The organism is Acinetobacter baumannii (assembly GCF_009759685.1).
In the GTDB taxonomy this organism is placed as follows: Bacteria; Pseudomonadota; Gammaproteobacteria; order Pseudomonadales; family Moraxellaceae; genus Acinetobacter; species Acinetobacter baumannii.
Window position 1 is genome coordinate 3,907,320 of record NZ_CP046654.1, and the last position, 25,214, is coordinate 3,932,533.

The 25,214-nt window shown below is 39.2% G+C and carries 25 protein-coding genes; 20 read left to right on the top strand and 5 right to left on the bottom strand.

Features of this window, described 5'->3' with window-relative positions:
* The first annotated feature begins 16 nt into the window (after positions 1-16).
* From cyoA to alr, 10 genes are all read left to right on the top strand, one after another.
* The gene (cyoA, locus tag GO593_RS18590; protein ID WP_001250044.1) at positions 17-1,069 is read left to right on the top strand and encodes a ubiquinol oxidase subunit II; all 1,053 of its coding nucleotides are present in this window, start codon (positions 17-19) and stop codon (positions 1,067-1,069) included.
* A 3-nt stretch (positions 1,070-1,072) separates the two neighbouring features.
* Positions 1,073-3,064 (top strand): cytochrome o ubiquinol oxidase subunit I, encoded by a 1,992-nt coding sequence (cyoB, locus tag GO593_RS18595; RefSeq protein WP_000367186.1) that lies wholly within the window; start codon positions 1,073-1,075, stop codon positions 3,062-3,064.
* Between the two features lie 4 nt (positions 3,065-3,068).
* The gene (gene cyoC / locus GO593_RS18600; protein WP_000852577.1) at positions 3,069-3,689 is read left to right on the top strand and encodes a cytochrome o ubiquinol oxidase subunit III; all 621 of its coding nucleotides are present in this window, start codon (positions 3,069-3,071) and stop codon (positions 3,687-3,689) included.
* Positions 3,689-4,018, top strand: a complete 330-nt coding sequence (locus tag GO593_RS18605; protein ID WP_000094534.1) for a cytochrome o ubiquinol oxidase subunit IV — start codon at positions 3,689-3,691, stop codon at positions 4,016-4,018. Before cyoC ends, GO593_RS18605 begins: the two co-directional genes overlap by 1 nt.
* Before the next feature lie 10 nt (positions 4,019-4,028).
* Positions 4,029-4,907 carry a heme o synthase gene (gene cyoE, locus GO593_RS18610; protein WP_000915313.1) on the top strand — a complete coding sequence of 293 codons (879 nt, stop codon included), beginning with the start codon at positions 4,029-4,031 and terminating at the stop codon, positions 4,905-4,907.
* Between the two features lie 184 nt (positions 4,908-5,091).
* The gene (rpsF, locus tag GO593_RS18615; RefSeq protein WP_001216679.1) at positions 5,092-5,475 is read left to right on the top strand and encodes a 30S ribosomal protein S6; all 384 of its coding nucleotides are present in this window, start codon (positions 5,092-5,094) and stop codon (positions 5,473-5,475) included.
* An 11-nt stretch (positions 5,476-5,486) separates the two neighbouring features.
* On the top strand, positions 5,487-5,714 hold the full coding sequence (gene rpsR / locus GO593_RS18620) for a 30S ribosomal protein S18 (protein ID WP_000090661.1): 228 nt from the start codon (positions 5,487-5,489) through the stop codon (positions 5,712-5,714).
* 8 nt (positions 5,715-5,722) lie between these two features.
* Complete coding sequence (rplI, locus tag GO593_RS18625) at positions 5,723-6,169, top strand: 50S ribosomal protein L9 (RefSeq protein ID WP_000382591.1); 447 nt, start codon at positions 5,723-5,725, stop codon at positions 6,167-6,169.
* 200 nt (positions 6,170-6,369) lie between these two features.
* Positions 6,370-7,815 carry a replicative DNA helicase gene (gene dnaB / locus GO593_RS18630; RefSeq protein ID WP_000075891.1) on the top strand — a complete coding sequence of 482 codons (1,446 nt, stop codon included), beginning with the start codon at positions 6,370-6,372 and terminating at the stop codon, positions 7,813-7,815.
* A 32-nt stretch (positions 7,816-7,847) separates the two neighbouring features.
* Positions 7,848-8,918 carry an alanine racemase gene (gene alr, locus GO593_RS18635; RefSeq protein WP_001248162.1) on the top strand — a complete coding sequence of 357 codons (1,071 nt, stop codon included), beginning with the start codon at positions 7,848-7,850 and terminating at the stop codon, positions 8,916-8,918.
* Between the two features lie 52 nt (positions 8,919-8,970).
* On the opposite strand, the gene GO593_RS18640 is transcribed toward alr, so the two are convergent.
* Genes GO593_RS18640 through GO593_RS18655 form a run of 4 tightly spaced genes read right to left on the bottom strand, consistent with a single transcriptional unit; the run spans position 8,971 to position 12,673 of the window.
* On the bottom strand, positions 8,971-9,705 hold the full coding sequence (locus tag GO593_RS18640; RefSeq protein ID WP_000220477.1) for a proteasome-type protease: 735 nt from the start codon (positions 9,703-9,705) through the stop codon (positions 8,971-8,973).
* Between the two features lie 16 nt (positions 9,706-9,721).
* The gene (locus tag GO593_RS18645; protein WP_000772586.1) at positions 9,722-10,501 is read right to left on the bottom strand and encodes a transglutaminase family protein; all 780 of its coding nucleotides are present in this window, start codon (positions 10,499-10,501) and stop codon (positions 9,722-9,724) included.
* 2 nt (positions 10,502-10,503) lie between these two features.
* Positions 10,504-11,100, bottom strand: coding sequence for an alpha-E domain-containing protein (locus GO593_RS18650; protein ID WP_000243517.1), 597 nt, complete (start codon positions 11,098-11,100; stop codon positions 10,504-10,506).
* A gap of 22 nt (positions 11,101-11,122) precedes the next feature.
* On the bottom strand, positions 11,123-12,673 hold the full coding sequence (locus GO593_RS18655) for a circularly permuted type 2 ATP-grasp protein (protein ID WP_001295018.1): 1,551 nt from the start codon (positions 12,671-12,673) through the stop codon (positions 11,123-11,125).
* A 225-nt stretch (positions 12,674-12,898) separates the two neighbouring features.
* On the opposite strand from GO593_RS18655, the gene GO593_RS19195 reads away from it, so the two are divergent.
* Positions 12,899-13,906: a helix-turn-helix transcriptional regulator gene (locus tag GO593_RS19195; protein WP_000117148.1), complete on the top strand. Its 1,008-nt coding sequence runs from the start codon at positions 12,899-12,901 to the stop codon at positions 13,904-13,906.
* Between the two features lie 385 nt (positions 13,907-14,291).
* On the opposite strand, the gene mnmG is transcribed toward GO593_RS19195, so the two are convergent.
* Positions 14,292-16,172, bottom strand: coding sequence for a tRNA uridine-5-carboxymethylaminomethyl(34) synthesis enzyme MnmG (gene mnmG / locus GO593_RS18665; RefSeq protein ID WP_000559183.1), 1,881 nt, complete (start codon positions 16,170-16,172; stop codon positions 14,292-14,294).
* Positions 16,173-16,404: 232 nt separating this feature from the next.
* Here mnmG and GO593_RS18670 point away from each other — a divergent pair, with 232 nt between their 5' ends.
* From GO593_RS18670 to GO593_RS18710, 9 genes are all read left to right on the top strand, one after another.
* On the top strand, positions 16,405-16,635 hold the full coding sequence (locus GO593_RS18670) for a hypothetical protein (protein WP_000859008.1): 231 nt from the start codon (positions 16,405-16,407) through the stop codon (positions 16,633-16,635).
* 156 nt (positions 16,636-16,791) lie between these two features.
* Positions 16,792-17,697 carry a 50S ribosomal protein L11 methyltransferase gene (prmA, locus tag GO593_RS18675; RefSeq protein ID WP_000871703.1) on the top strand — a complete coding sequence of 302 codons (906 nt, stop codon included), beginning with the start codon at positions 16,792-16,794 and terminating at the stop codon, positions 17,695-17,697.
* Between the two features lie 13 nt (positions 17,698-17,710).
* Positions 17,711-18,553, top strand: a complete 843-nt coding sequence (locus GO593_RS18680; protein WP_001003278.1) for a zinc-ribbon and DUF3426 domain-containing protein — start codon at positions 17,711-17,713, stop codon at positions 18,551-18,553.
* A gap of 376 nt (positions 18,554-18,929) precedes the next feature.
* Positions 18,930-19,199 (top strand): DNA-binding transcriptional regulator Fis, encoded by a 270-nt coding sequence (gene fis, locus GO593_RS18685; RefSeq protein WP_001086304.1) that lies wholly within the window; start codon positions 18,930-18,932, stop codon positions 19,197-19,199.
* A gap of 89 nt (positions 19,200-19,288) precedes the next feature.
* On the top strand, positions 19,289-20,863 hold the full coding sequence (gene purH / locus GO593_RS18690) for a bifunctional phosphoribosylaminoimidazolecarboxamide formyltransferase/IMP cyclohydrolase (RefSeq protein ID WP_001983639.1): 1,575 nt from the start codon (positions 19,289-19,291) through the stop codon (positions 20,861-20,863).
* A 125-nt stretch (positions 20,864-20,988) separates the two neighbouring features.
* Positions 20,989-22,275, top strand: coding sequence for a phosphoribosylamine--glycine ligase (gene purD / locus GO593_RS18695; RefSeq protein ID WP_001024112.1), 1,287 nt, complete (start codon positions 20,989-20,991; stop codon positions 22,273-22,275).
* Positions 22,276-22,523: 248 nt separating this feature from the next.
* Positions 22,524-23,390 carry a MetQ/NlpA family ABC transporter substrate-binding protein gene (locus tag GO593_RS18700; RefSeq protein WP_000733779.1) on the top strand — a complete coding sequence of 289 codons (867 nt, stop codon included), beginning with the start codon at positions 22,524-22,526 and terminating at the stop codon, positions 23,388-23,390.
* Between the two features lie 75 nt (positions 23,391-23,465).
* Complete coding sequence (locus tag GO593_RS18705; RefSeq protein WP_000614025.1) at positions 23,466-24,491, top strand: methionine ABC transporter ATP-binding protein; 1,026 nt, start codon at positions 23,466-23,468, stop codon at positions 24,489-24,491.
* A complete protein-coding gene (locus GO593_RS18710; protein WP_001205190.1) occupies positions 24,488-25,183 on the top strand; it encodes a methionine ABC transporter permease in 696 nt (231 codons plus the stop codon). The genes GO593_RS18705 and GO593_RS18710 overlap by 4 nt, the downstream gene beginning before the upstream one ends.
* Positions 25,184-25,214 lie beyond the last annotated feature (31 nt).

Below are 25,214 nucleotides of genomic sequence, written 5' to 3' on the forward strand. Positions count from 1 at the left end.
TCACCGAGGTTGTAAAATGAGACAAACGATTTTAGCTGTATTGTCTTTATCAACGCTTGCCGCACTTTTGACTGGGTGTGGTGGTGATATGGTACTTCTAAACTCTAAAGGTCCAGTTGGTCAAGGTCAAAGTGACCTTATGATGACTGCGATCTATTTAATGTTACTTGTGGTGATTCCTTCAATCATCATGGCATTATGGTTTGGTTGGAAATATCGTGCGTCAAATAAAGATGCAGACTATAAACCTACATGGGCACACTCAACTGCAATTGAAGTTGTAGTATGGGGTATTCCTGTCATTATTATTGGTATTTTAGCTTGGTTAACTTGGTGGGGTTCCCACAAGTATGACCCATACCGTCCTTTAGAATCAGATAAAGCACCTTTAACTATTCAGGTTATTGCTGAACAGTTCAAGTGGATTTTTATTTATCCTGAACAAAACATTGCGACTGTTAACGAAGTACGTTTCCCAGAGAAAACTCCGTTAAGTTTCAAAATCACTTCTAACTTCACGATGAACTCATTCTTCATTCCACAGTTAGGCGGTCAGATTTATGCAATGGCAGGTATGCAAACTCACCTTCATTTGTTAGCAAATGAAACTGGTGTATATCGTGGTTTCTCTTCTAACTACTCAGGCTATGGTTTCTCTCAAATGCGTTTCAAAGCGCATAGCGTTACAGAGCAACAATTCAACGAATGGGTAGCGGCTGTTAAAGCAGGTAATGGTACAACTATTAACCCAGAAGCAGTTCAAAAAACTACGCTTGACCAAGCTGAATTGGCAACCTTACGTGATGGCGATCGTTCTAAGCACCAAATCGAGCATTTAGTAAATCGTGCTAAAGCTGCTGGTGATCAAGAAGCGCTTGCTAAAGCAGAAGCGATGAAACCGTTCCCGACTAAGCCACACCCTGTGACTTATTACTCTTCAGTTGAACCAAAATTGTTTGAAACAATTATCAACCATTATATGAGTAACTATCATGGTGCTGACCACTCTGCTGCACATACAACAGCAGAAACTCATGTTGCAGCTGAACACGCTGCTCAAGGGGAATAAGACATGGATATGATTTTTGGTAAATTGGGTTGGGACTCTATCCCGACAGAGCCAATCGTACTTGTCACCATGGTCTTTATGGCACTTGGTGCAATTGCTGTGCTTGGCGGTATCACCTATTTCAAAAAATGGGGATATTTGTGGAAAGAATGGTTTACAACTGTAGACCATAAAAAGATTGGTATCATGTATATCATCGTATCTGTTGTCATGCTTTTGCGTGGTTTCGCCGATGCGATCATGATGCGTTTACAACTTTTCCTCGCTAAAGGCGGTGGTGAAGGTTATTTACATCCTGACCATTACGACCAGATCTTCACCGCACACGGTGTAATCATGATCTTCTTCGTAGCAATGGGTCTAGTTGTAGGTATGATGAACATCTCTGTACCTTTACAGATCGGTGCTCGTGACGTTGCTTTCCCATTATTAAACTCTTTAAGCTTCTGGTTATTCGCTGGTGCTGCTGGTTTAATGATGCTTTCACTTGTATTAGGTGAATTTGCTGCGACTGGTTGGATGGCTTACCCTCCTCTGTCTGGTATTCAATATTCTCCTGGTGTAGGTGTTGACTACTATATCTGGGCACTTCAGGTTTCTGGTCTAGGTACGCTTTTATCTGGTGTTAACTTCTTCGTTACCATCATCAAAATGCGTGCGCCTGGCATGAAATTGATGGATATGCCTATTTTCACGTGGACTTCACTTTGTACGGCTGTATTAATCATTGCATCTTTCCCTGTATTAACAGGTACTCTTGCGATGCTTACATTAGACCGTTACTTCGGTTTCCATTTCTTCACAAATGAGCTTGGCGGTAGCCCAATGCTTTATGTGAACTTGATCTGGACATGGGGTCACCCTGAAGTATATATCTTGGTATTACCAGCATTTGGTTTATACTCAGAAATCGTTGCAACCTTCTCTCGTAAAGCGTTGTTCGGTTACAAGTCTATGGTATATGCAACAATTGCAATTACTGTATTAGCATTTGTTGTATGGCTTCACCACTTCTTCACCATGGGTGCTGGTGCGAACGTTAACGCGTTCTTCGGTATCATGACCATGGTTATTGCGATTCCTACTGGTGTGAAAATCTTCTCTTGGTTATTCACCATGTATAAAGGTCGCATCACCTTTACTACTCCAATGTTATGGACGCTTGGCTTCCTTGTAACATTCGGTATCGGTGGTTTAACTGGTGTACTTATGGCTGTTCCACCTGCGGACTTCCTTGTACACAACTCATTATTCTTGATCGCTCACTTCCATAACGTAATTATCGGTGGTGTGGTGTTTGGTATGTTTGCCGGCATCATTTACTACTGGCCAAAAATGTTTGGTTGGAAGCTCAATGAAGCATGGGGTAAAGCTGCATTCTGGTTCTGGTTCTTCGGTTTCTATTTTGCATTCATGCCACTTTATATCCTTGGTTTCATGGGTATGACTCGTCGTTTGAATACATATGACAACCCTGAATGGGACCCATACCTTGCGATTGCATTATTCGGTGCTGTTCTTGTTGCGATTGGTATTGCATGTTTCTTAATGCAAATCATCGTTGGTTTCTTACAACGTCACCAAAACATGGACTACACAGGCGATCCATGGGATGCTCGTACACTTGAATGGGCTACTTCTTCCCCTGCTCCATTCTATAACTTTGCTCATGAACCAGATGCAAGCGGTATTGACCGTTTCTGGACTGACAAAGAGAACGGTGTAGCATACGCACGTAATACTAAATATGAAGACATCCACATGCCGACTGATCGTGCTGCTGGTTTTGTCATTGCAATGTTCATTACTCTTCTTGGCTTTGCACTCATCTGGCATATTTGGTGGCTCGTTGTTGTTTCATTCGTTGCAGCTGTTGTTAGCTTGATCGTAAGCTCATTCACTAAGAATGTTGATTACTATGTTCCAGCTGCAGAAGTTGAGCGTATTGAAAACGAACGCTATGCTTTACTTGAAAAACACTTGAAGAAGGACTAAGGAAATGGCTGAAGTACTTCATCACGACAACCATGGCCATGATGGTCATCATGAACATGATGATACTGACTTAACGGTCTTTGGTTTCTGGACATACTTGATGAGTGACTTGATTCTTTTCGGATCACTCTTCATTGCGTTCGCTGTATTAAGCAGTCATGTTCCACCAGGAACTCCAAGTGCATATGACCTGTTCCATGAATCATTAGGCTACGTGTTAACTGAAACATTTGCCTTATTGATTTCATCGGTGACTTTCGGTTTTGCGGTACTTGCATCTTATAAAAAGAATGTAAATCAAGTTATCACTTGGTTATTTATTACATTCCTTTTTGGTGCAACCTTCATCGGGATGGAACTCTATGAATTCCATCACCTTGTAGAAGAAGGTCATGGTCCAACTCACAGTGCTTTCTTATCATCGTTCTTTACTTTGGTAGGTACGCACGGTATCCACGTAACTTCTGGTTTAGTGTGGATGTTGGTACTGATGTATCAAATCAAAACTAAAGGTTTGACTTTACCGAATACACGTCGTCTTGCTTGCTTAAGCTTGTTCTGGCACTTCCTTGACATCGTTTGGATCTGTGTATTCAGCGTCGTTTACTTACTGGGAGTTCTCTAATGAGTAGTCATGAGCATAATGCTGCTGGTGCGTCACACGGTAACTTTAAGCAATACACTGTTGGCTTTATTCTTTCTGTCATCCTTACCATCATCCCATTCGGGATGGTGATGGCAGGTGGTTTCAGCCGCGGTCTTTTGGTTACAGTGATTGCAATCACTGCCGTTGCTCAGGTTCTTGTACAACTTGTGTATTTCTTACACATGAATACATCATCTGAACAACGTTGGAATATGATTGCATTTATCTACACAATCCTATGTATCGCTGTACTTTTAATCGGTTCTGTGTGGATTATGAATTACCTTCACTACAATATGATGATCTAAACTGATTGTCATGTTGAAAAAGTATTTATTCCTGACTAAACCAGGAATTCTCTTCGGTAATTTCATTACCACCTTGGGCGGCTTCTTCTTAGCCGCCCAAGGCTCTATAGACATCTTATTATTATTGCTCACTCTTATTGGAACAACATTAGTTGTTGCTTCAGGCTGTGTGGTTAATAATGTTATAGATCAAGATATTGATACAAAGATGCAACGCACTCAAAACCGTGCACTTGTTAAAAAAACCATCTCTCCTACTGTTGCGCTTGTATATGCTTTCGTACTCGGAGTAATAGGTTTTAGCATTTTGTGGTTTGGTGTAAATGGTTACGCATTTTTGTTTGCAATGATTGGTTTTATTGTCTATGTCGGTTTTTACAGTTTGTGGACTAAACGTACCTCAATCCATCAAACCGTCATTGGTAGTATCTCCGGAGCGAGCCCTCCTGTTATTGGTTATACAGCAGTAACTCATCAATTTGATGTGGCAGCCTTGCTTTTGTTTTTAGCATACGCTTTATGGCAAATGCCTCACTCTTGGGCAATTGCAATTTATCGTTTTGATGATTACAAAAATGCGGGAATTCCTATCTTGCCTGTAGCACGTTCCATTTATCGCACGAAAATTGAATGTGTAATCTATATCCTGTTGTTTGCAGCTGTTTTGAATGGGTTATATTGTTTTGGCTACACCAATGTATTTTTCTTGATTACCTTTAATGCTTTGACCGCATACTGGTTTTATTTATCAATTATTGGATTTAAAGCCGAAAACGACCAACTTTGGGCTAAACGCTTTTTCCTTTACTCAGTAATCTTAATTACTTTGCTAAGTTTAAGTTTTAGCTTTACCTATCAATCCCCTGCTCCAAATCTTCCTCTCTTTTAATTAAGGGAGGATTTCCTCCTCTCTCAAATAACTTTTATATTTCTCATCAAAAGATTTGTTTTTAGTCTAATTTTTACCTATAATTCAGCCTTCGCATTTTTTGCGACGTAGCTATTTATATTTTTAGCTATGACTCCTTGCTTCTAATTTTATTAGGGGCTGTTTAAACCGTAAGGAGCTGACAATGCGTCATTACGAAATCGTACTTTTGGTACACCCAGACCAAAGCGATCAAGTTGTAGGTATGGTTGAACGCTATATCTCTCAGATCAAAGAAGCTGATGGTCAAATTCACCGTTTAGAAGATTGGGGCCGTCGTCAATTGGCTTACCCAATTAACAAAATTCACAAAGCGCACTACATTCTTATGAATGTTGAATGTGGTCAATCTACGCTTGATGAGTTAGAAGAATTATTCCGTTATAACGACGCAATCATTCGTAACCTTATCATCCGTCGTGAACACGCAATCACTGAAGAGTCATTGCTTGCTAAGAGTGCTGAAGAAAAGCGTGCGCGTAAAGCTCAACGTGAAGAAGCACAGCAAGTTGCTCAAGAAGCTGAATAAGGAGAACATCAATGGCACGTTTTTACCGTCGTCGCAAGTTCTGCCGCTTTACAGCTGAGAATGTTGCGTACATCGACTACAAAGATATCGATACTTTAAAACAGTACATCACTGAAAACGGCAAGATTGTTCCTAGCCGTATCACTGGTACTAAAGCTCGTTATCAACGTCAATTAGCGCTTGCTATCAAACAAGCTCGCTACTTGTCTTTGATTCCGTACACTGACAACCATAAGTGAGGTGATCTGTGGACGTTATCTTATTACAACGCATTAAGAACCTTGGTAAATTAGGCGATAAAGTATCAGTTAAAGCTGGTTACGGCCGTAACTTCCTTATCCCTCAAGGTAAAGCAGTTGCAGCTACTGAAGCTAACACTGCTGCTTTCGAAGCTCGTCGCGCTGAACTTGAGAAGCAAGAAGCTGAAGTATTAGCTGCTGCTCAAGCACGTGCTGAACAATTGAACGAAGTTAACATCGTTATCACTGCTAAAGCTGGTGACGAAGGTAAACTCTTCGGTTCTATCGGTACTCGTGACATCGCTGACGCGTTAACGAATGCTGGTCTTACAGTTGACCGTGCAGAAGTTCGTTTACCAAACGGTGCGCTTCGTCACACTGGTGAATTCAACATCGCAATTCAATTGCACCATGATGTTGTTGCAGAAGTTCTCGTTACTATCGTATCTGAGTAATTTCTCATCAAAAAAAGAGCATGCTTACGCATGCTCTTTTTTTATCTCTTAAATTTAAGCAATAAAATTAGATATATTAATTCCTGATCAGTTCTTCAGTTTAATTGGTTTTTTAATTAGGTAGTTTATTTAGTTTTGTTTTAAGATAGTTCTCGGCTTAAAACCCTTTTTGTGTACACATTTTATCATCAGGTCTAATTATGTCTCAGGCGAATGCCACTTCTTTAACCCTTTCATCTCCAACAGAAAATAAGACGAGTGAATCAGGCCAACTTAAAGAGTTTCGCACTCCCCCACACAATTTAGCCATTGAGCAAGCTGTACTTGCTGCGCTGATGACCGTTGCTGAATCTTTTGAACAAGTCAGTGACTTACTCAAAGAAAATGATTTTTATGCCACTCGCCATAAATATATTTATCGTGCAATTGAAAAATTAGCACAGGAAAACTCACCGTATGATGCGGTTTTGGTCAACGACTGGCTTTTAAAACAAAACTTACTCGATGCGATTGGCGGTGAAGAATATTTGATGCAGCTTATGGCTGACTCACCTTCGAGTTTCTATAATCTTGAAACTTATGCGACTAAAATTAAAGAATTTTCTACACTACGCAGTATGATTAAGGTAAGTACTGAAATTTTACAAAATGCTTACGACACAAAAGGTCGAGGTGTAAGTGAAATTTTAGATTTAGCCGAAACGAGTATTTTCTCTTTAGCAGAACAACATAACAACAATAAAAAAGATTCTGGACCTAAAGCAATTAGTTCTGTAACTGCCGATGTAATTAGTAAACTTGATGAACTTTCAAAATTAGACGGAAATATTACTGGTTTAACGACTGGCTTCTTAGAGCTCGATAATAAAACTTCTGGTATGCAACCGGGTGATTTGATTATTGTCGCAGCACGTCCATCTATGGGTAAAACTACTTTCGCCATGAACTTGGTTGAAAGTGTTTTGCAATACAATAAACTCCCAGCTCTCGTATTCTCTATGGAGATGCCAGCAGACTCTATTGCGATGCGTCTAATTTCAGCTATGGGTAAAGTGCATCAAGGGCATTTACGTTCAGGTAATTTGGATGCTGATGAATGGACTAAAGTAACGGGTACCATTCTGCAACTTCAACAAATGCATTTGTATATTGATGATTCCTCTGCCCTACCACCTACTGAAGTTCGTGCCCGAGCTAGACGTATCGCAAAAATGCATGATGGTAAAATCGGCTGTATCATGGTCGACTATTTACAGTTGATGAAAGTTCCGGGCATGGGTGACAACCGTGTTGGTGAGATCTCGGAAATTTCACGTAGCTTAAAAGCTTTAGCTAAAGAAATGAACTGTCCTGTGATTGCACTATCTCAGCTTAACCGAAGTCTGGAAAACCGACCGAATAAACGCCCAGTAATGTCTGACTTACGTGAATCTGGTGCGATTGAACAGGATGCCGACTTAATCATGTTTATTTACCGTGATGAAGTCTATAACAAAGAATCGAAAGAAGCAGGCACCGCAGAAATTATCATCGGTAAACAGCGTAATGGTCCAATTGGTACCGTTCGCCTTGCCTTTGAAGGCCAATATACTCGGTTTAGTAATCTCTCTCCTGAGTATTACAGCCAATATGATGATGAAGAATAAACTCTATCTCTAGCCCAAAGGAGTAAATGAGGGTGCGTCAAGCAACAGTTTATATTGATCGCCAAGCGCTTCAATATAATTTAAACCGTGTCAAACAACTCGCAGCAAATTCAAAAATCGTAAGCATGGTAAAGGCCAATGCTTACGGACATGGAGTCAAAGACTGTTTAGCAGCCTTAAATGCCTCAGATGCCTTTGGTGTCGCCTGCCTACAAGAGGGATTAGAAATCCGCGAACTTGGTTTCGAGCAACCAGTTACTTTAATTGAAGGGGTATTTTCTGAAGATGAAATGCCCATCGCAATTGAACAAAAATTTGAATGCGTCATTCACCATCAACAACAGTTTGAATGGTTAATTAAACACAAACAAGCATATATTGCCCAAGGCTTAAAAGTATGGGTTAAATTAAATAGCGGTATGAACCGTTTAGGTTTTAAAAACCCAGAAATTATTGAAGTGATTAAGACATTAAAGTCTGAAGGTTTTACATGTGTACTTGCTATGCATTTTGCAAATGCAGATGTAGATCACCCTTTAAATGAACAACAAAAACAGCAATTTTTGCATATTAAAGAAACTTGCGATCCAATTTTAGCATCGTGCTGCAATTCAGCTGCCATCTTTAAATGGCCAGAACTAAATTTTGACTATGTACGTCCTGGTATTATGCTCTACGGCGCTTCACCTTTTGCAGATAAAACAGTGCATGATCTTGATTTGAAACCTGTCATGACTTTTACTGCAGAAATAATAGCGTTAAACCATATTGAAGCTGGTGAACACGTAGGTTATGGCTCTACTTTTTGTGCTCAACAGGCTATGGATATCGCCATTGTTTCTATTGGCTATGGTGATGGTTATCCAAGAGCTTATGTTAAGCAAAATTTTGTCGCTATTGATGGCAAACTTTGCCCAGTTGTGGGCCGTGTAAGTATGGATATGATTGCGATTGATGTCACAAATACTCAAGTAAAACTTGGCACCCAAGTTGAACTTTTGGGAAATCACCGTTTAGTTGATGACGTTGCTGAAGCTAACGGCACAATTGGTTATGAATTACTTTGCCGCTTAAGCACTCGTCCAGTCCGCCAAAGTACTTAATAATTTAGTAAATAAAAAATCCAAGCTTGCTTGGATTTTTTTTGAATAAATTTTAGCGCCAATAATCATCTGTAGGTTTTGGCATTTCCTGTAAACCACGGCGTAACGTATCTGACCATTGACGACTAATTTGTGAAAAATATGGATCGTCTTCAGTAATTCGCTTACCCATAGGGATCACAAAACTATCTTTACTATAAACCAATGCATCTAACGGTAAACCAACAGAGACATTAGAACGCAATGTAGAATCAAATGAAATTAGACTACAACGAAGAGCATCATCTAATGGCATCGCATAATATAAAGCTCGATCTAAAATAGGTTTGCCATATTTACTTTCGCCAATTTGAAAGTAAGGCGTATCTGTGGTGGCACAAATAAAATTGCCTTGCGGATAAACATTATAAAGCTGCATATCTCCGCCTTTGATTTGTCCCCCCACTAAAATACTACAGGCATAATTCATTTGTTCTTGGGTATCTGAACTGATATCTTCTAAAACGCTTTTCAAGGTTTTACCGACTAGGTCAGCCACTTCAAACATAGTATTAATGCTATATAAATTAGGTTCTTGTTGCAAAATAAGCGCATTTTGCAAATGCCCGATAACCGCTTGTGTAGTTGCTAAATTGCCTGCTGTTTGCAAGGCAATAAACCGCTCTCCCGTTACTCCAAAAGTATGCAGTTTACGGAACACAGAAATATGATCGACCCCGGCATTGGTTCGAGTATCACTTATAAACACCAACCCCTGTTCCAATCTCAGCGCACAACAATAGGTCATTTCGTTCTCTTTACATTCAACAAGCCAGCACTTGAACCACAGACATCATATTTTCAGTACCACCTTTTTCTCGCACTCCCCTAATGGGCGCAACATCGAGATAGTCCCGACCAACAGCAAGATAAATATGATGCTTTGGTGTAAACAATTGATTGCTCACATCAAAACAATACCACTGATTATCTAAAAATACCTCCGCCCAAGCGTGACTGGCAAGGTGTGGAGAATTTTGATCAAATAGATAACCAGAGACATAACGTGCTGGTAATTGTAACGCACGGCACATAGCGATTAAAACATGTGCATGATCTTGACACACCCCCTGACCTGCCTGAAAGGCTTGCGTAGCCGTTGTATGAACAGATGTACTATCCGGTTGATATGGCATCTTTTGCAGAATATTTTCACTGAGCAAAGCAATATGTTGTCGGTCTTTGACAGTTACAATTCTCTGGGCAAAATCCAACATTTCAGCATCATATTTAGTGGCCTCTGTACTTTGGAGAAATAGATTTATTGGTATAGATACATCTACTCCTCCTATTTCTGTATTTAGAAGCTCTACAATGCCTTGTGCCATAAAAGTAAGGTGCTGATACTCATAACGCTGGCTAGCCGTTATCCAAATATTATTAAAAATATCTCTTTTGAGCGTCTTGTCACCAGGTACACTGATTGCCCAATTAATAACATGTTGATGCAGCGATGTTTGAGGCATCATCTTGATATACTGAATACTGTTTTTAGCAGTTTCAGTATAGTTATAATGCGTTTGATGATTAACCATCAATTTCATAATTATGCCTCGAACATATATTCCAACTGCTGGGTAAAATTATAATAAGCTTCCCAATTTGGATGATCTTTTAATAATTGCCATGGTTGAGTTAATTTATTCCACCCTAAGTCATTCAGCTGTTGAAGTAATTGTTCTAACTCCTGCAAGAGCTGTGTAAGGTCTTGCTGAAAACGTAGTTGTATATCAAATAATTCTATCTTTTGTCCTAAATGCAGAAATAACGCTATATCTTCATGTTCAGCATCAAGTATTTGATTACATTTCGCTAAAGCCTGCTTTAATGAGTCAGGATGAGCTTGAACTCCCTTAATCGCATGATTTAATTCTGCATAGGCATTTGAAGATAATATTCCTCTTAACTCTTGAATATTATCTTTGGCAATAGCGAACTGATTCAGTAACGAATATGTTTGTTTCGTATCCAACATATAGCAATTCAGTAATTCTGCTTGATCAATGACTAGCCCAAATGCTGCTGCAAATTGGGCTGCTTTAGCATCATCTGTAAATGGCAAATGTGATACAGCAAATTGAATTCGCATTAAATAACGACCCAACCAATAAATGTGGTGCGCACTCGAATTGAGTAAAACCATAAATTTCCTCTTTAACCAACCATTAAGAATGTAGCGTTTCAACAACCCATGTATCTTTAATACCTCCTCCTTGTGAGGAGTTAACGACTAAAGAACCTGCCTGCATGGCTACTCGTGTTAAACCTCCGGGCACAATTTCGGTCCGATAAGGAGAACTGAGTACAAACGGGCGTAGGTCGATGTGGCGCTCAGCCACTCCTGCTGTAGTTAAAGTCGGTGCAACCGATAAAGCCAATGTTGGCTGGGCAATATATTCATGCGGCGTAGCAATCAGTTTTTGTCTAAATTCATCAATTTCACATGAGCTTGCTTTAGGACCAATTAACATGCCATATCCACCCGATCCTTGAGCTTCTTTAATGACCAATTGATCTAAATGAGCCAGTACATAGTCCAGATGTTCTTTCTCACGGCACTGATAAGTAGGTACATTCTTTAAAATGGGTGTTTCACCTAAATAATATTGGATCATCTGATCAACATATGGATAAATCGATTTATCGTCAGCTACTCCAGTGCCAGGTGCATTGGCAATCACTACGTTTTTCTGTAAATAAGCAGACATTAAACCTGCCACACCTAAAGCACTATCAGGTCTAAATGCAAGTGGATCTAAAAAATCATCATCTAAACGGCGATAAATCACATCAACCTTTTGACGGCCGCGAATCGTTTTTACAAATACTTGATCATTTTCTACAAATAAATCTCGATTGGTAACCAGTGGCACATCCATTTCACGTGCTAAAAAAGCGTGTTCATAATAAGCACTGTTAAAACGTCCTGGCGTTAAGACCACAATAAAAGGCTGATCAACCTCGGAGTTTTCTTGAAGTATTTCTTTTAATAAGCTTGGGTAGTGTTCAATACCTTGCAGATTGTTAGCAGCACAGAGCTCAGGCATGAGTTGCTGACTAATATTCCTACATTCAATCATATAAGATACGCCAGATGGTGTTCTTAAATTATCTTCAAGTACAAAAAACTCGCCTTCACTGTCACGAATAATATCTATTCCGCTAATTTGAGAATAAATTTTGCCTTTGAGCGTGTGTTTAAGCATATGGGGCTGAAAAGCCTCATGACAAATAATCTGACTTTCCGGAATTAATTGCTCTTTTAAAATATGTTGCCCATGATAGATGTCATCTAAAAAATAATTGAGCGCTTTAACTCGCTGTGCGCAGCCAGCTGCGATTTTTTCCCACTGTTTTTTTTCAATAACCCTTGGGATGAGATCAAAAGGTATCGTTCTCTCCACTCCTTCTTTATCGCCGTATACGTTAAATGTAATGCCGTGATAGAGAAAATGTTGCTTAGCTTCCGCATTTAATTGTTTCAACTCATCCAAAGTACGAATGCTCAGCCATTGTTCAATTTTTTTAGAGGCCACACCGTTAGACGTTGCATCATCTAACATCTCATTAAAAAACTGCGATTTTAGTTGTTCAAATAGGTTCGACTGTACGGAAAGATTTTCTATAAACGAAGTTTGGTTAAGTAATGCGTTGGTCGCCTGTTCCTGTAAAAAATAATCAATATCGGCTTGTAGGTCTTTCTCTTGTTCTGACATAGCAACCTCGTCTTATCATTTATCTATATTTCATTTTTAAATAAGCAATTTCAGTGCCACTTATATATCTATAATGCTTATTGAGTATCATTGTTATAACTTTCTTCTAAATTTTAGCATTGATTGTAAAAGCTGCTATAAACCGAATCTGACAAACTTGCTAAATCTGTAAAGTTTTTTTATTGTGTTGACACCAAAGCAATTGGATATAGATGTATTACGCTTATGTCTGTAACAGAAAAAGAAACTTCAAATAGTTTATATCGCCAATGGCAGATTCTATCTCGCCTTCCTACCGGTAAATGGATCGGAACTCGAGAATTGCAAGAAATGCTTGAGCGTGAAGGTATTGAAATCAGTTTAAGGACAATTCAGCGTGATTTAAACCAAATTGCTCAGCGTTTTCCAATTGAAAGTAATAAAGCTGTACCTCAAGGCTGGCGTTGGCAATCAGATGCACCAATTCAAAGCTTACCGCATATGACAAGCTCTCAAGCTGTAACTTTTATGATGGTTGAGGAACATCTCAAACATTTACTTCCACCCAGTCTACTTGATGAGATGGGGCCTTGGTTTGATTTAGCAAAACGTAGTCTGTCTACACAAAATAATGTGAGACAGTGGATTAATCGTGTCCGTATTGTGCCAGCAAGCCAACCTCTTATTCCACCTGTAGTGGACCGTGCTGCTCAGCAGGCAATTTATGAAGGTCTACTACAAGACAAACAGATTGAGTGCGTCTATCGGGCCCGTGTAAATCAAGGCGAAGATAAAACTTATATTTTAAATCCTCTTGCTTTGGTCCAAAAAGGTGCTGTGATTTACTTAATTTGTACTCGCCATGATAAAACTGAAGTACAAACATTTGCCTTGCACCGATTCAAATCTGCTAAAGTTTTAGAAAGTCGGGCTTTACACCCTGTCAATTTCGATATTGACCATTATATTGACTCAGGAGCTTTAGGTTTCAGAGTAGATTACAACCAACCCACTGAATCTATTCAGCTTACTTTAACCATGACCGAGCAAACTGCTAAAACTTTTTATGAAAGTCAGTTAAGTAAAGATCAGACCATTACCCCAATTGAAGAAAATATTGTCGAAGTTACGGCGACCGTTCCATTTACATCCCAACTCGTATGGTGGTTACGGAGTTTTGGTAAAAAACTGCTTCATATTGAGCCAGTTCAAGTACACAATGCTGTGCGAGAAATTGAGCCTGATAGCAAATAATCAATAGATATAAAAAAGAGAACCATATGGTTCTCTTTAGATTTTGAATTGTAATTTTCTTAATTTTATATTGTTCTTATATTTTTACTTGTTTTCAGATCAATGTGTTTACCCCCACCAAAACTGATCTGCTCTTTCTTTTGCGCTATTTTGAACATGAGCATTGGCATGCCATTTCATATCCATTGTAGCGAATTGATTTCATTGTCATGTTTAAAGCCCTCTTGTTTGAACGTGAATTTAATATAACTTTCGCTTTAAAACTTGTGAAATAAGAAAAAAAGGATGCAAAATCTTTTTTGATGCTTAGGAAAATTCCAGATATTTTTTGATCAGAAAATAAAAAAGCCCAGTCTTAACCGGGCTTTTTTACACGCTTAAATAATTAAGCCGTTTTTTTCGTCATATTATTTTTACGAATCGTGATCATTACAAGCTGAACAGCAGCTGGGGTAACACCAGGAATACGGCTCGCTTGAGCTAATGTTTCCGGGCGAACTGTTTTCAACTTCTGAGTAATTTCGCGAGATAAACCTGAAACGACGTCATAATCAAAATCAGCAGGAATTTTAGTTTCTTCAAGACGTTTTAATTGAGCCACATCTTCATGCTGACGGTTGATATAACCTTCATATTTAACAGCAATTTCAATTTGCTCACCGACTTGCTGTGATACTTCAGAACCTGTAAGTTCCGCAATTTGGCCAAAATTAATATTAGGACGTTTAAGCAAGTCAATCGCACTACATTCTTTACTTAAGTCAGCACCGGTCATTTCAACAAACTTTTTACCCATTGGGTTGTTAGGTGCCGCCCATAAATGTTGTAAACGAGATGTTTCGCGCTCAACTGCTTCCATTTTTTCGCAATAAGCCGCCCAACGAACATCATCAACCAAACCAAGCTCACGACCAATAGTTGTTAAACGTTGATCGGCATTATCTTCACGTAACATCAAACGATATTCCGCACGTGAAGTGAACATACGGTATGGCTCTTTCGTACCTAAAGTAATCAAGTCGTCAACCAATACACCCATATAAGCTTGGTCACGTTTAGGTGTCCATTCTTCTTGTTCCCATGCACGGCGTGCAGCATTCAAGCCTGCAAGTAAACCTTGGGCACCCGCTTCTTCATAACCAGTAGTACCATTAATTTGCCCTGCAAAATACAAGCCGTTAATTGCTTTAGTTTCTAGAGTAAATTTCAAAGCTTGCGGGTTGAAATAGTCATATTCGATTGCATAACCCGGACGTAAGATATGGGCATTTTCCATACCGCGAATCGAGCGCACAAGTTCAAACTGAACATCAAATGGTAATGAAGTCGAAATACCATTTGGATAAAGCTCATGTGTATCAAGGCCTTCTGGCTCTAAGAATACCTGATGCGAGTCTTTATCAGAGAAACGATGAATCTTATCTTCAATTGAAGGACAGTAACGTGGACCTACCCCTTCAATAACACCGGTATACATTGGTGAACGGTCTAAGCCACCACGAATAATGTCATGAGTTTTTTCGTTAGTATGCGTGATATAGCAATTCACTTGTTCTGGGTGCATAGACACATCACCCATGAACGACATTACCGGAGACGGGAAGTCGCCTGGTTGTGGTGTCATAACTGAAAAATCAACTGAACGTGCATCAATACGTGGAGGTGTACCTGTTTTTAAACGGCCTACCGGTAATTTCAATTCACGAAGACGCTGAGCAAGAGCAATAGAAGGAGGATCACCAGCACGACCGCCGCTTGATTTCTCTAAACCAACGTGAATAACACCGCCCAAGAATGTACCAGTAGTTAACACAACAGTTTTTGCATCAAAGCGGATACCCATTTGGGTCACAACACCCTTAACTGTATCGCCTTCAACAATCAGGTCATCAGCCGCTTGTTGGAAAATATCAAGATTTGCTTGATTTTCTAAGGTCTCACGAATCGCAGCTTTATAGCGAACACGGTCAGCCTGAGCACGCGTTGCACGTACTGCTGCACCTTTACGCGAGTTTAAAATACGGAATTGAATACCGCCTTTATCGGCAGCTAAAGCCATTGCACCGCCAAGCGCATCAATTTCACGAACTAAGTGCGACTTACCAATGCCACCAATTGCTGGGTTACAGCTCATCTGACCCAAAGTCTCAATGTTATGGGTCAAAAGCAAAGTCTGTCGTCCCATACGCGCAGCAGCAAGCGCCGCTTCCGTACCTGCGTGACCGCCACCGATAACGATAACATCATAAACTTTAGGATAGTGCATGAGTACAAAAACACCAGAAAAAAAAGACGGAACATTATAGCAAAATTATCTGCTTATAGATGTACATAATTACAAAATTGTCGTGACATGATTTACGGTAAGCCACATGTTTTGACATTTTGTTTCATGAATTCAATACAAAGTGAATGTTTTTAAAACTTTTTCATTTTAGAATAAAAAACGTACAGCACTTCTATGACTTTAAAATTAACGCAACTAGAAGGAACACAAAATGAAAACGACCATGTTGAAAATCTTAACAGCATCTCTAATTTGTTTTTCAGGCGTCACTTTTACACACGCTGCTGACACGAGCAAAGCCGAAACTCAAAAACAAATTCGAGTGTGTGCAAAAAAACAGCAAGGTGAATGGGTTTCTTACAATCACAACGGTGTAACCTTTAATGGTACTTGCCAGCCGAACGAAAATGGCAAATTACAATTCAAGGCCCCTGCTCCTTAATACAGTTTTGACTTAAGATATAGAGAAATCGTTTTATATTCTTCTATATCACATCATCATTTTTAAAAAGCGGTCCATTAAAGATGGGCCGTTTTCTTTTTTAAACTACTCTAGTCAGCTACAATATGCCTTTAAATAAAATTTTAGGTCCTTTTCGTGAAGTGGTTACAAATACACATTACCGTTGATCAAGAACAAGTTGAATTCACAGAAACACTTTTAATGTCTCTAGGTGCGGTAAGCGTAACTTTGGATGATGCCGAAGATCAGGCTTTACTGGAACCATTACCAGGTGAAACACCACTCTGGAACAAAGTCATTGTTACTGGTATTTACCAACAAGACGAACAAGACCCAATTGATGTTGATACTTTAGAAGCTTTCTTAAAAGCACAACTTCCAGATGTGCCGATGCGTCATGAAGAACTTGAAGATCAAGTTTGGGAACGCGCATGGATGGATTATTATGAGCCAATTCAGATCGGGGAAAAATTCTGGATTGTTCCTGAATGGTTAGAGCCACCAGAAGCAGATGCTACAAATATTAAGCTTGACCCAGGCCTTGCTTTTGGTACAGGTAATCATGCAAGTACTTTCTTATGCTTACAATGGTTAGGTAAAACTGATGTTAAAGATAAGATCGTGATTGATTATGGTTGTGGCTCAGGCATTTTAGGTGTTGCAGCTTTATTATTAGGCGCTAAGAAAGTCTATGCGACAGACATCGACCCACAAGCAGTTTTAGCAACTAAACAAAATGCAGAACTCAATGGTGTATTAGACCGTTTATATGTAGGTCTTCCTGAAGAGTTTGATCAAGAATTCAAACCTCAACAAGCAGATGTTTTAGTCGCAAATATTTTAGCGGGTCCTTTAATGGCACTTGCGCCAGAGTTCGCAAAATTACTTAAATCTGATGGTGATTTCGCACTTGCTGGTGTAATCGAAGAGCAAGTTGCTGATGTTTCAGGTGTTTATTCTGAATTTTTTGATATATTAGATGTCGAAAAGCGCGAAGAAAACTGGTGCCGCATTTCAGGAAAACGTAAAACAACAAATTGAGATGTTTTAACTCATGAATGAAAAACAAACCCGCTGCCCTAAGTGTCTAACAGTTTATAAAGTTTCTCTTACTCAGTTAACTGTTGCTCAGGGTATGGTTTGTTGCCCTAAATGTAATTTAAATTTTAATGCTCTGACTAATTTAGTAAATGTTGAGCAGCCGGAAACGGTAAACTCATCTGCTTTAGCTCATGGCTCTATGCAAACACGATATATGACCCATTCTCATGTGTTAGATATCTTTGATCAAAAAGTTGAAAACTCTAATATTGATCTTTTGACTTATTTGAATAATTTAAATTACTTCCATAATGAACCTATTAATGCTCTTCCTAATCTTAATTTGGCTGAGCAAGCAACCTCTCCTGAACAAGATAACGGTAAAAAGCATAGCTGGTTGTACTATACGCTTTGGAGTTCTGCAAATCTGATTCTGATTTTGGTTTTTACTTTTCAGATTCTTTGGTTTAACCCTAAACTCATGCAACAAAGCCCTGCGATTAGCCATGCATTTAATTATGTTTGTCAAATATTGCATTGCAACAAGTCAGCTGAACAATATCAACTTCTTTATATAGAAAAGGTAAAGCTACGTAAAATTGGTACAGAGCATACTCAACTTTCAGGTGTTCTCATAAATCAGAATAATAAAAGTATTGAGTTGCCCAACCTAAAACTCAGCTTTGGCAAAGGAACCGATCAAGAAGAAATCATTTTTACCCCTCAACAATACTTGGTCGAAAATTTACGTGGTATTCAACGTATTCCGACCAATACACCTTTTAGATTCCAAGTTGAGCTAAATAAAAGCAAAAAAAGCCTAGTAAATTATCGATTAGAAATTGTCCACCCCTAATTTGTAAAAAAAGTGAAAAAAAATTAAAAAAAAATGCAGTTAATTTGCTCACTTTTTCCTAGACAATGGTATGATACGCGCCACGAAAGCTTTGACTCATATACTCCTCGCTCTCAATTCAAAAAATATACTGTTAAGCATGTGTGCTTTTCTACATTAAGCGCATAGCCTAACTTTTTTTGTTTTTGAGGGGGCTGTAACAAATATTTAATTATTGTTACGCTTATTTTTTACTCAATACGAAGAAATATGGCAAGCTAATTGTTCTTATGTTTTAGAGTCACTGTTTTAGGATCTAAAACAGGACTCCGTATTTTTAGACCACATTTATATACTACTTTACCCAAGCTAGTATTTGATTTTCGGATTAACTCGCATGAATAGCAAATCTCCTATTTTTACTGCACAATCTGATGTTGCTCTTCGCATCCACGTGGATCGCGCAGTTCGCCATTATTTTGCACAATTGCAAGGTGAGCAACCATCTCAGGTATATGACATGGTGCTAGCAGAAATGGAGAAACCTCTTTTATCTGTAGTTCTAGAATATACTCGTGGTAACCAAACACGTGCCGCAGAAATTCTTGGACTCAACCGTGGCACTTTACGTAAAAAGTTAAAAGCTCACGGTTTAATGAGTGAATAAATGATAAAATGCTCACGGCTTCGTGGGCATTTTTTTTGTGCTTCTAATTGGTTTTAATCCGTAGACTTGAAATTGTTGACTTGAACATCATGACTATTAAACGTGCTTTGATTTCTGTATCAGACAAAACAGGAATTGTCGAATTTGCTCAAAACCTTGCAGCTTTAGGGGTAGAATTATTATCTACAGGCGGCACATACAAGTTGCTTAAAGATAATAATATTGCTGTTGTTGAAGTATCTGAACATACCGGTTTCCCGGAAATGATGGATGGCCGTGTTAAAACACTACATCCAAAAATTCATGGCGGTATTTTGGCTCGTCGTGGTCTAGACGAAGCTGTTATGCAAGAACACAACATCGATCCAATCGATTTAGTTGTAGTTAACCTTTACCCATTTGCGGCTACAGTAGCTAAACCTAACTGTTCTCTTGCTGATGCTATCGAAAATATCGACATCGGTGGTCCAACAATGGTACGTGCTGCTGCTAAGAACCATGCATCTGTCGGTATTGTGGTAAATGCTTCAGATTACGATACAGTTATTAGCGAATTAAAAGCTTCTGGTTCACTTTCTTACGAAACACGCTTCGATTTAGCGGTTAAAGCATTTGAACATACAGCTCAATATGACGGCATGATTGCTTCTTACTTAGGCGCTCGCGTTGGTAAGGCCGAAGGTGAAGCAGATTTATTCCCTCGTACGTTCAATACCCAATTAAACAAAGCACAAGATTTACGTTACGGCGAAAATCCACACCAATCTGCTGCTTTCTATGTTGAAGCAAATGCAAAAGAAGCTTCTGTTTCTACTGCAAAACAATTACAAGGCAAAGAATTGTCTTATAACAACATTGCTGATACTGATGCTGCCCTTGAGTGCGTGAAATCATTTGCAAAACCAGCTTGTGTCATCGTAAAACATGCTAACCCTTGTGGTGTTGCCGTTTCTTTAGACGGTATTAAAGCTGCTTATGATTTAGCTTACGCAACAGATCCAGAATCTGCTTTCGGCGGTATTATTGCATTTAACCGTGAGTTAGATGTTGCTACTGCCCAAGCAATTGTAGACCGCCAATTCGTTGAAGTAATTATTGCTCCAAGTATTGCTGATGGTGTACTTGAAGTTACTGGCGCGAAGAAAAATGTTCGTGTTTTAGTATGTGGTGAATTACCTGCAATTGATGCACGTGCTCTACAACTTGACTATAAACGCGTTAACGGCGGTTTACTTGTTCAAGACCAAGACTTGGGCATGATTACTAAAGATGATCTTAAAGTTGTGACTAAACGTGCACCAACTGAACAAGAAATTGATGATCTTATTTTTGCATGGAAAGTTGCGAAATACGTAAAATCAAACGCTATTGTTTATGCCAAAAACCGTCAAACTATTGGTGTAGGTGCAGGCCAAATGAGCCGTGTTAACTCAGCACGTATCGCGGCAATTAAAGCTGAGCATGCTGGTCTGGTTGTTGAAGGCGCAGTTATGGCATCTGATGCATTCTTCCCGTTCCGTGACGGTATTGATAATGCAGCGAAAGCTGGCATTAAATGCATTATTCAACCGGGTGGTTCTATGCGTGATGAAGAAGTTATTGCAGCTGCTGATGAAGCTGGCATTGCAATGGTCTTCACTGGTATGCGCCATTTCCGCCACTAATTTAAATTTAGTCCTCCCTAACCCTCCTTTTATTCAGGAGGGTTTTCCACAATAATGGAACTATCTCTCCACCTTGAGAAATAGAGGGGGATGAAAAAGGATTAAAGTTAAGGAACAAATTAAAAATGAATATTTTAGTTTTAGGTAGTGGTGGTCGTGAGCATGCTTTAGCATGGAAAATCGCGCAAGATGCCAAAGTTACTCAAGTTTTCGTTGCGCCTGGTAACGCAGGAACTGCAACAGAACCAAAATGCGTTAACGTTCAGCTCGATATTTTAGACAACCCGGCAATTATTGCTTTTGCTAAAGAAAATAATGTTGAACTGATTGTTGTTGGCCCAGAAGCGCCATTAGTAAATGGTGTTGTTGATGCTGCGCGTGAAGCAGGCGTAAAAATTTGGGGACCTACTCAATATGCAGCACAGCTTGAAGGTTCAAAAGCATTTGCTAAGCACTTTTTAAAACGCCACAACATTCCAACAGCTTTTTATGAAGTATTTACGGAAGTTGATGCAGCAAAAGCTTATGTTGAAAAAAATGGTGCACCAATTGTAATTAAAGCTGACGGTCTTGCGGCTGGTAAAGGTGTTATCGTTGCAATGACCAATGAAGAAGCTTTTGCAGCCATTGATGACATGCTTGCAGGCAACAAATTTGGTGATGCAGGCTCACGTGTTGTAATTGAACAGTTCCTTGCTGGTGAAGAAGCTTCTTTCATTTGTATGATTGACGGTAAAAACATTTTACCAATGGCAACTTCACAAGATCACAAACGTATTTTTGAAGGTGACCAAGGTCCTAACACAGGTGGTATGGGTGCCTACTCTCCTGCTCCAGTTGTGACTCCAGACGTTTTTGAGCGTGTAATGAATGAAATTATGCGCCCAACTGTTGATGGTATGGCTGCTGATGGACATGTTTATACTGGCTTCTTATATGCTGGTTTAATGATTGATGAACAAGGTCAACCACGCGTAATTGAGTTTAACTGCCGTTTCGGTGATCCGGAAACTCAACCTATCATGATGCGTTTGAAGTCATCTCTTGTTGATTTGGTTGAAGCAGGTATCGCAGGTAACTTACCAAGCGAAGCAGAATGGGATGAGCGTAAGTCAATCGGTATTGTACTTGCAGCAGAAGGTTACCCAGACAGCGTGCGTAAAGGTGACGTTATCTCAGGTATCGGTCAATCACCAGAAGATACTAAAATCTTCCATGCAGGCACTGCTACTCGTGAAGATGGGCATATCGTTACTTCTGGCGGACGTGTACTTTGCGTGACTGCTCTAGGTGATAGCGTTCTTGAAGCACAAATCAATGCTTTAGAAGTATGTGGGCAAGTAACCTTCACAGGTATGCAATACCGCAGTGACATTGGTTACCGTGCTATTGCTCGTGAAAAAGCTGAATAAAAATTTAAATAGTAAAAAAGCTCTCTTATGAGGGCTTTTTTATTTTGCTTATTCACTTATCACAAATATTCATATTAATCTTAATTTTTATTCAATTCTGATTAATAAGATCGAAACATGTCCACTATATTGAATATGTTTTTATTGTTATGATTGGTTAAACCGTTGGAACTTTCAACATCACCAATTTTCCCAGCTGAGAGCCAACCCGAATGGTTGAGATCTCTCATAATCAGGACTTTTTTTACATGAAAAAGCTGATCAGTCTTTTTTTAAGCGTGTCTGTAGTATTACTTGCAGCTTGCGGCAAACAGCAAAATGAACCACAAAATGGCAAAGACTCTGCTCAGTTACAAACTGTAGTCATTGCTTCAACTGGTTCTGACGCTGATATTTGGCGCTATATTGCAACTTTACCGGAAACTAAAGCTGCCGGTCTTAAACTTGAGGTGAAAAACTTCACTGATTATGTTGCAATGAATACAGCTACTGCAAACAAAGAAGTTGACCTAAATGCATTCCAATCTTATGCCTACCTTGTTGCATTTAATGCTTCAAATAAAGATAAGATTGCTCCTGTTGCTACAACTTATCTTGAACCAATGGGTATTTACTCGAGTAAATACAAAAAAGTTGATGAGTTCCCTCAAGGTGCAAGCATTGCTATTCCTAATGATGCAGCGAACGAAGCTCGTGCATTGTTATTGTTACAAAGCGCAGGTCTAATCAAGCTTAAAGCTGACTTTGATCCAGCGAAAGGCACTCCAAGCGATATTACTGACAACAGCAAAAAAATTGACATTAAACCAATTCAAATGGCAACTGCTGTTCGTGTAAAAGACGAAGTTGATGCAATTGTTTTAGGGAATACTTTAGCAATGGAAGGTGGTTTAAATGTGCTTAAAGATTCTATCTATTATGAGCCAGTTGACCAAAGTACAAAGCTGAATGTAAATATTCTTGCAACTGCTGAATCACGTAAAGATGACCCTGTTCTTCAGAAAGTTGGTCAGCTTTACCACACTGAAGCTGTTAAAAAATACGTTGAACAACACTTTGGTGGTACAAAAGTTGACGTGAATCAGCCAATCAGCTACCTCACGCAAGCTAAATAGTAATATAATAGCTGCAACGCGAAACAGGCAAAGACTCTTTGCCTGTTTTTTCTTTTTAGCATAGTTTTTGACGACATGATTCAATTTAAAAACATTTCAAAGCACTATCAGCTTAAAGGCCAAACTATACGTGCACTGGACCAAATTAATTTGGAAATTCCTGAAGGCAGTATTTTCGGCATTATTGGCTATAGTGGTGCAGGTAAAAGTACTTTAATCCGCCTGATTAACTTACTTGAACGACCAAATGAAGGTCAGGTTATCATTAATCAAAAGGACTTCACTGCTTTGGATGCGCGTTCATTACGTCAGGAACGTGCAAATATTGGTATGATTTTCCAGCACTTCAATTTGCTTCAAACCAAAACAGTTGCTGAAAATATTGAAATGCCAATGCGTCTGCTAAATTACAGCAAAGCAGAACGTGAAAAGCGTTTAAATGAGTTACTTGAATTCATTGATCTTAAGCATAAAAAAGATGCTTATCCGGATGAATTATCTGGCGGTCAGAAACAACGTGTTGGTATCGCTCGTGCTTTAGCCAACCACCCTAAAATTCTTTTGTGTGATGAGGCCACCTCTGCCCTCGACCCACAAACGACAAAGTCGGTTTTAGAATTATTAAAGAAAATTAACCAAGAGCAAAAAATCACAATCGTCATGGTAACTCATGAAATGGATGTGATTGAGACTGTATGTGACCATGTTGCTGTCATGGAAGCTGGTAAAGTGATTGAGCAAGGCTCAACCATTGATATCTTTAGTAATCCACAACATCCGACAACTAAAAACTTTATACAAACTGTTTTACATCAGCAGTTGCCTGTAAATATTTTAAATCAACTGGAAAACCAGCATCATCACAGCATTTATTGCTTACAGTTCTTAGGGCGTTCAGCACAAGAGCCTGTGATTCAGTCGCTTATTAAACAATTTGATATTAGTTTAAATATCTTATTTGCCAATATGACTGAAATTAACGGCACCGTCATTGGTCAGATGTTTGTACAGCTTTTAGGTGATCCACAGTTGATTCGTCAGGCGATTGAGTTTTTAGAGAAAAATGAAGTGAGTGTAGTTCAATCAGGAGATCAAGTATGAGAGATTTAATCGTACAGTGGTTAACTGAACTTACTCAACCTTTCTGGCACAGTTCTCTTTCAATTGACCAGTTTGTAACTGCGTTGCAAGAAACCTTCCATATGGTGTTCTTTGCGCTTTTATTTGGTGGTATTTGGGGCTTTATCCAAGGGATTATTCTACTTGTAACCCGCCCAGAAGGCATTTTGCCAAATAAATTCATTTATCATTTACTCAACCCAATTGTAAATGCTTTACGCTCTCTGCCATTTATTATTTTACTTATTGCAGTTATTCCACTGACCAAATTATTGGTAGGAACTTCAATTGGTACATGGGCAGCGATCGTTCCTTTAACAATTTACGTTGGGCCATATATGGGACGTCTTATTGAGACTTCCCTGCTTGAAGTAAATGAAGGAATTATCGAATCTGCTCAAGCTATGGGTGCAACACCTTGGCAGATTATTTCGCGCTTTATCTTACCTGAAGCTCGTAGTTCGCTTATTTTGAACTTAACGACTGCTACGATTAGCCTTATTGGTGCAACCGCTATGGCTGGTGCAGTTGGTGCTGGTGGTATTGGTGACTTGGCAATTTCTTATGGCTATCAACGTTTTGATACAAGCGTCGTTATTTTAACGGTTATTGTATTATTACTTTTGGTACAAATCGTTCAAATGCTAGGAAATTGGCTCGCAAAAATGCGCTAATTGAACTCCTAAAAAAGCCCTCTTTTATGAG

Coding starts and splice junctions, on each gene's coding strand:
- GO593_RS18700 (WP_000733779.1), top strand. CDS start 22,524: ATGAAAAAGCTGATCAGTCTTTTTTTAAGCGTGTCTGTAGTATTACTT.
- cyoA (WP_001250044.1), top strand. CDS start 17: ATGAGACAAACGATTTTAGCTGTATTGTCTTTATCAACGCTTGCCGCA.
- mnmG (WP_000559183.1), bottom strand. CDS start 16,172: ATGCACTATCCTAAAGTTTATGATGTTATCGTTATCGGTGGCGGTCAC.
- dnaB (WP_000075891.1), top strand. CDS start 6,370: ATGTCTCAGGCGAATGCCACTTCTTTAACCCTTTCATCTCCAACAGAA.
- cyoE (WP_000915313.1), top strand. CDS start 4,029: ATGTTGAAAAAGTATTTATTCCTGACTAAACCAGGAATTCTCTTCGGT.
- purH (WP_001983639.1), top strand. CDS start 19,289: ATGACTATTAAACGTGCTTTGATTTCTGTATCAGACAAAACAGGAATT.
- rpsF (WP_001216679.1), top strand. CDS start 5,092: ATGCGTCATTACGAAATCGTACTTTTGGTACACCCAGACCAAAGCGAT.
- GO593_RS18650 (WP_000243517.1), bottom strand. CDS start 11,100: ATGGTTTTACTCAATTCGAGTGCGCACCACATTTATTGGTTGGGTCGT.
- GO593_RS18640 (WP_000220477.1), bottom strand. CDS start 9,705: ATGACCTATTGTTGTGCGCTGAGATTGGAACAGGGGTTGGTGTTTATA.
- GO593_RS18705 (WP_000614025.1), top strand. CDS start 23,466: ATGATTCAATTTAAAAACATTTCAAAGCACTATCAGCTTAAAGGCCAA.
- GO593_RS18670 (WP_000859008.1), top strand. CDS start 16,405: ATGAAAACGACCATGTTGAAAATCTTAACAGCATCTCTAATTTGTTTT.
- GO593_RS19195 (WP_000117148.1), top strand. CDS start 12,899: ATGTCTGTAACAGAAAAAGAAACTTCAAATAGTTTATATCGCCAATGG.
- cyoB (WP_000367186.1), top strand. CDS start 1,073: ATGGATATGATTTTTGGTAAATTGGGTTGGGACTCTATCCCGACAGAG.
- rpsR (WP_000090661.1), top strand. CDS start 5,487: ATGGCACGTTTTTACCGTCGTCGCAAGTTCTGCCGCTTTACAGCTGAG.
- fis (WP_001086304.1), top strand. CDS start 18,930: ATGAATAGCAAATCTCCTATTTTTACTGCACAATCTGATGTTGCTCTT.
- GO593_RS18680 (WP_001003278.1), top strand. CDS start 17,711: ATGAATGAAAAACAAACCCGCTGCCCTAAGTGTCTAACAGTTTATAAA.
- GO593_RS18645 (WP_000772586.1), bottom strand. CDS start 10,501: ATGAAATTGATGGTTAATCATCAAACGCATTATAACTATACTGAAACT.
- purD (WP_001024112.1), top strand. CDS start 20,989: ATGAATATTTTAGTTTTAGGTAGTGGTGGTCGTGAGCATGCTTTAGCA.
- GO593_RS18655 (WP_001295018.1), bottom strand. CDS start 12,673: ATGTCAGAACAAGAGAAAGACCTACAAGCCGATATTGATTATTTTTTA.
- GO593_RS18710 (WP_001205190.1), top strand. CDS start 24,488: ATGAGAGATTTAATCGTACAGTGGTTAACTGAACTTACTCAACCTTTC.
- GO593_RS18605 (WP_000094534.1), top strand. CDS start 3,689: ATGAGTAGTCATGAGCATAATGCTGCTGGTGCGTCACACGGTAACTTT.
- cyoC (WP_000852577.1), top strand. CDS start 3,069: ATGGCTGAAGTACTTCATCACGACAACCATGGCCATGATGGTCATCAT.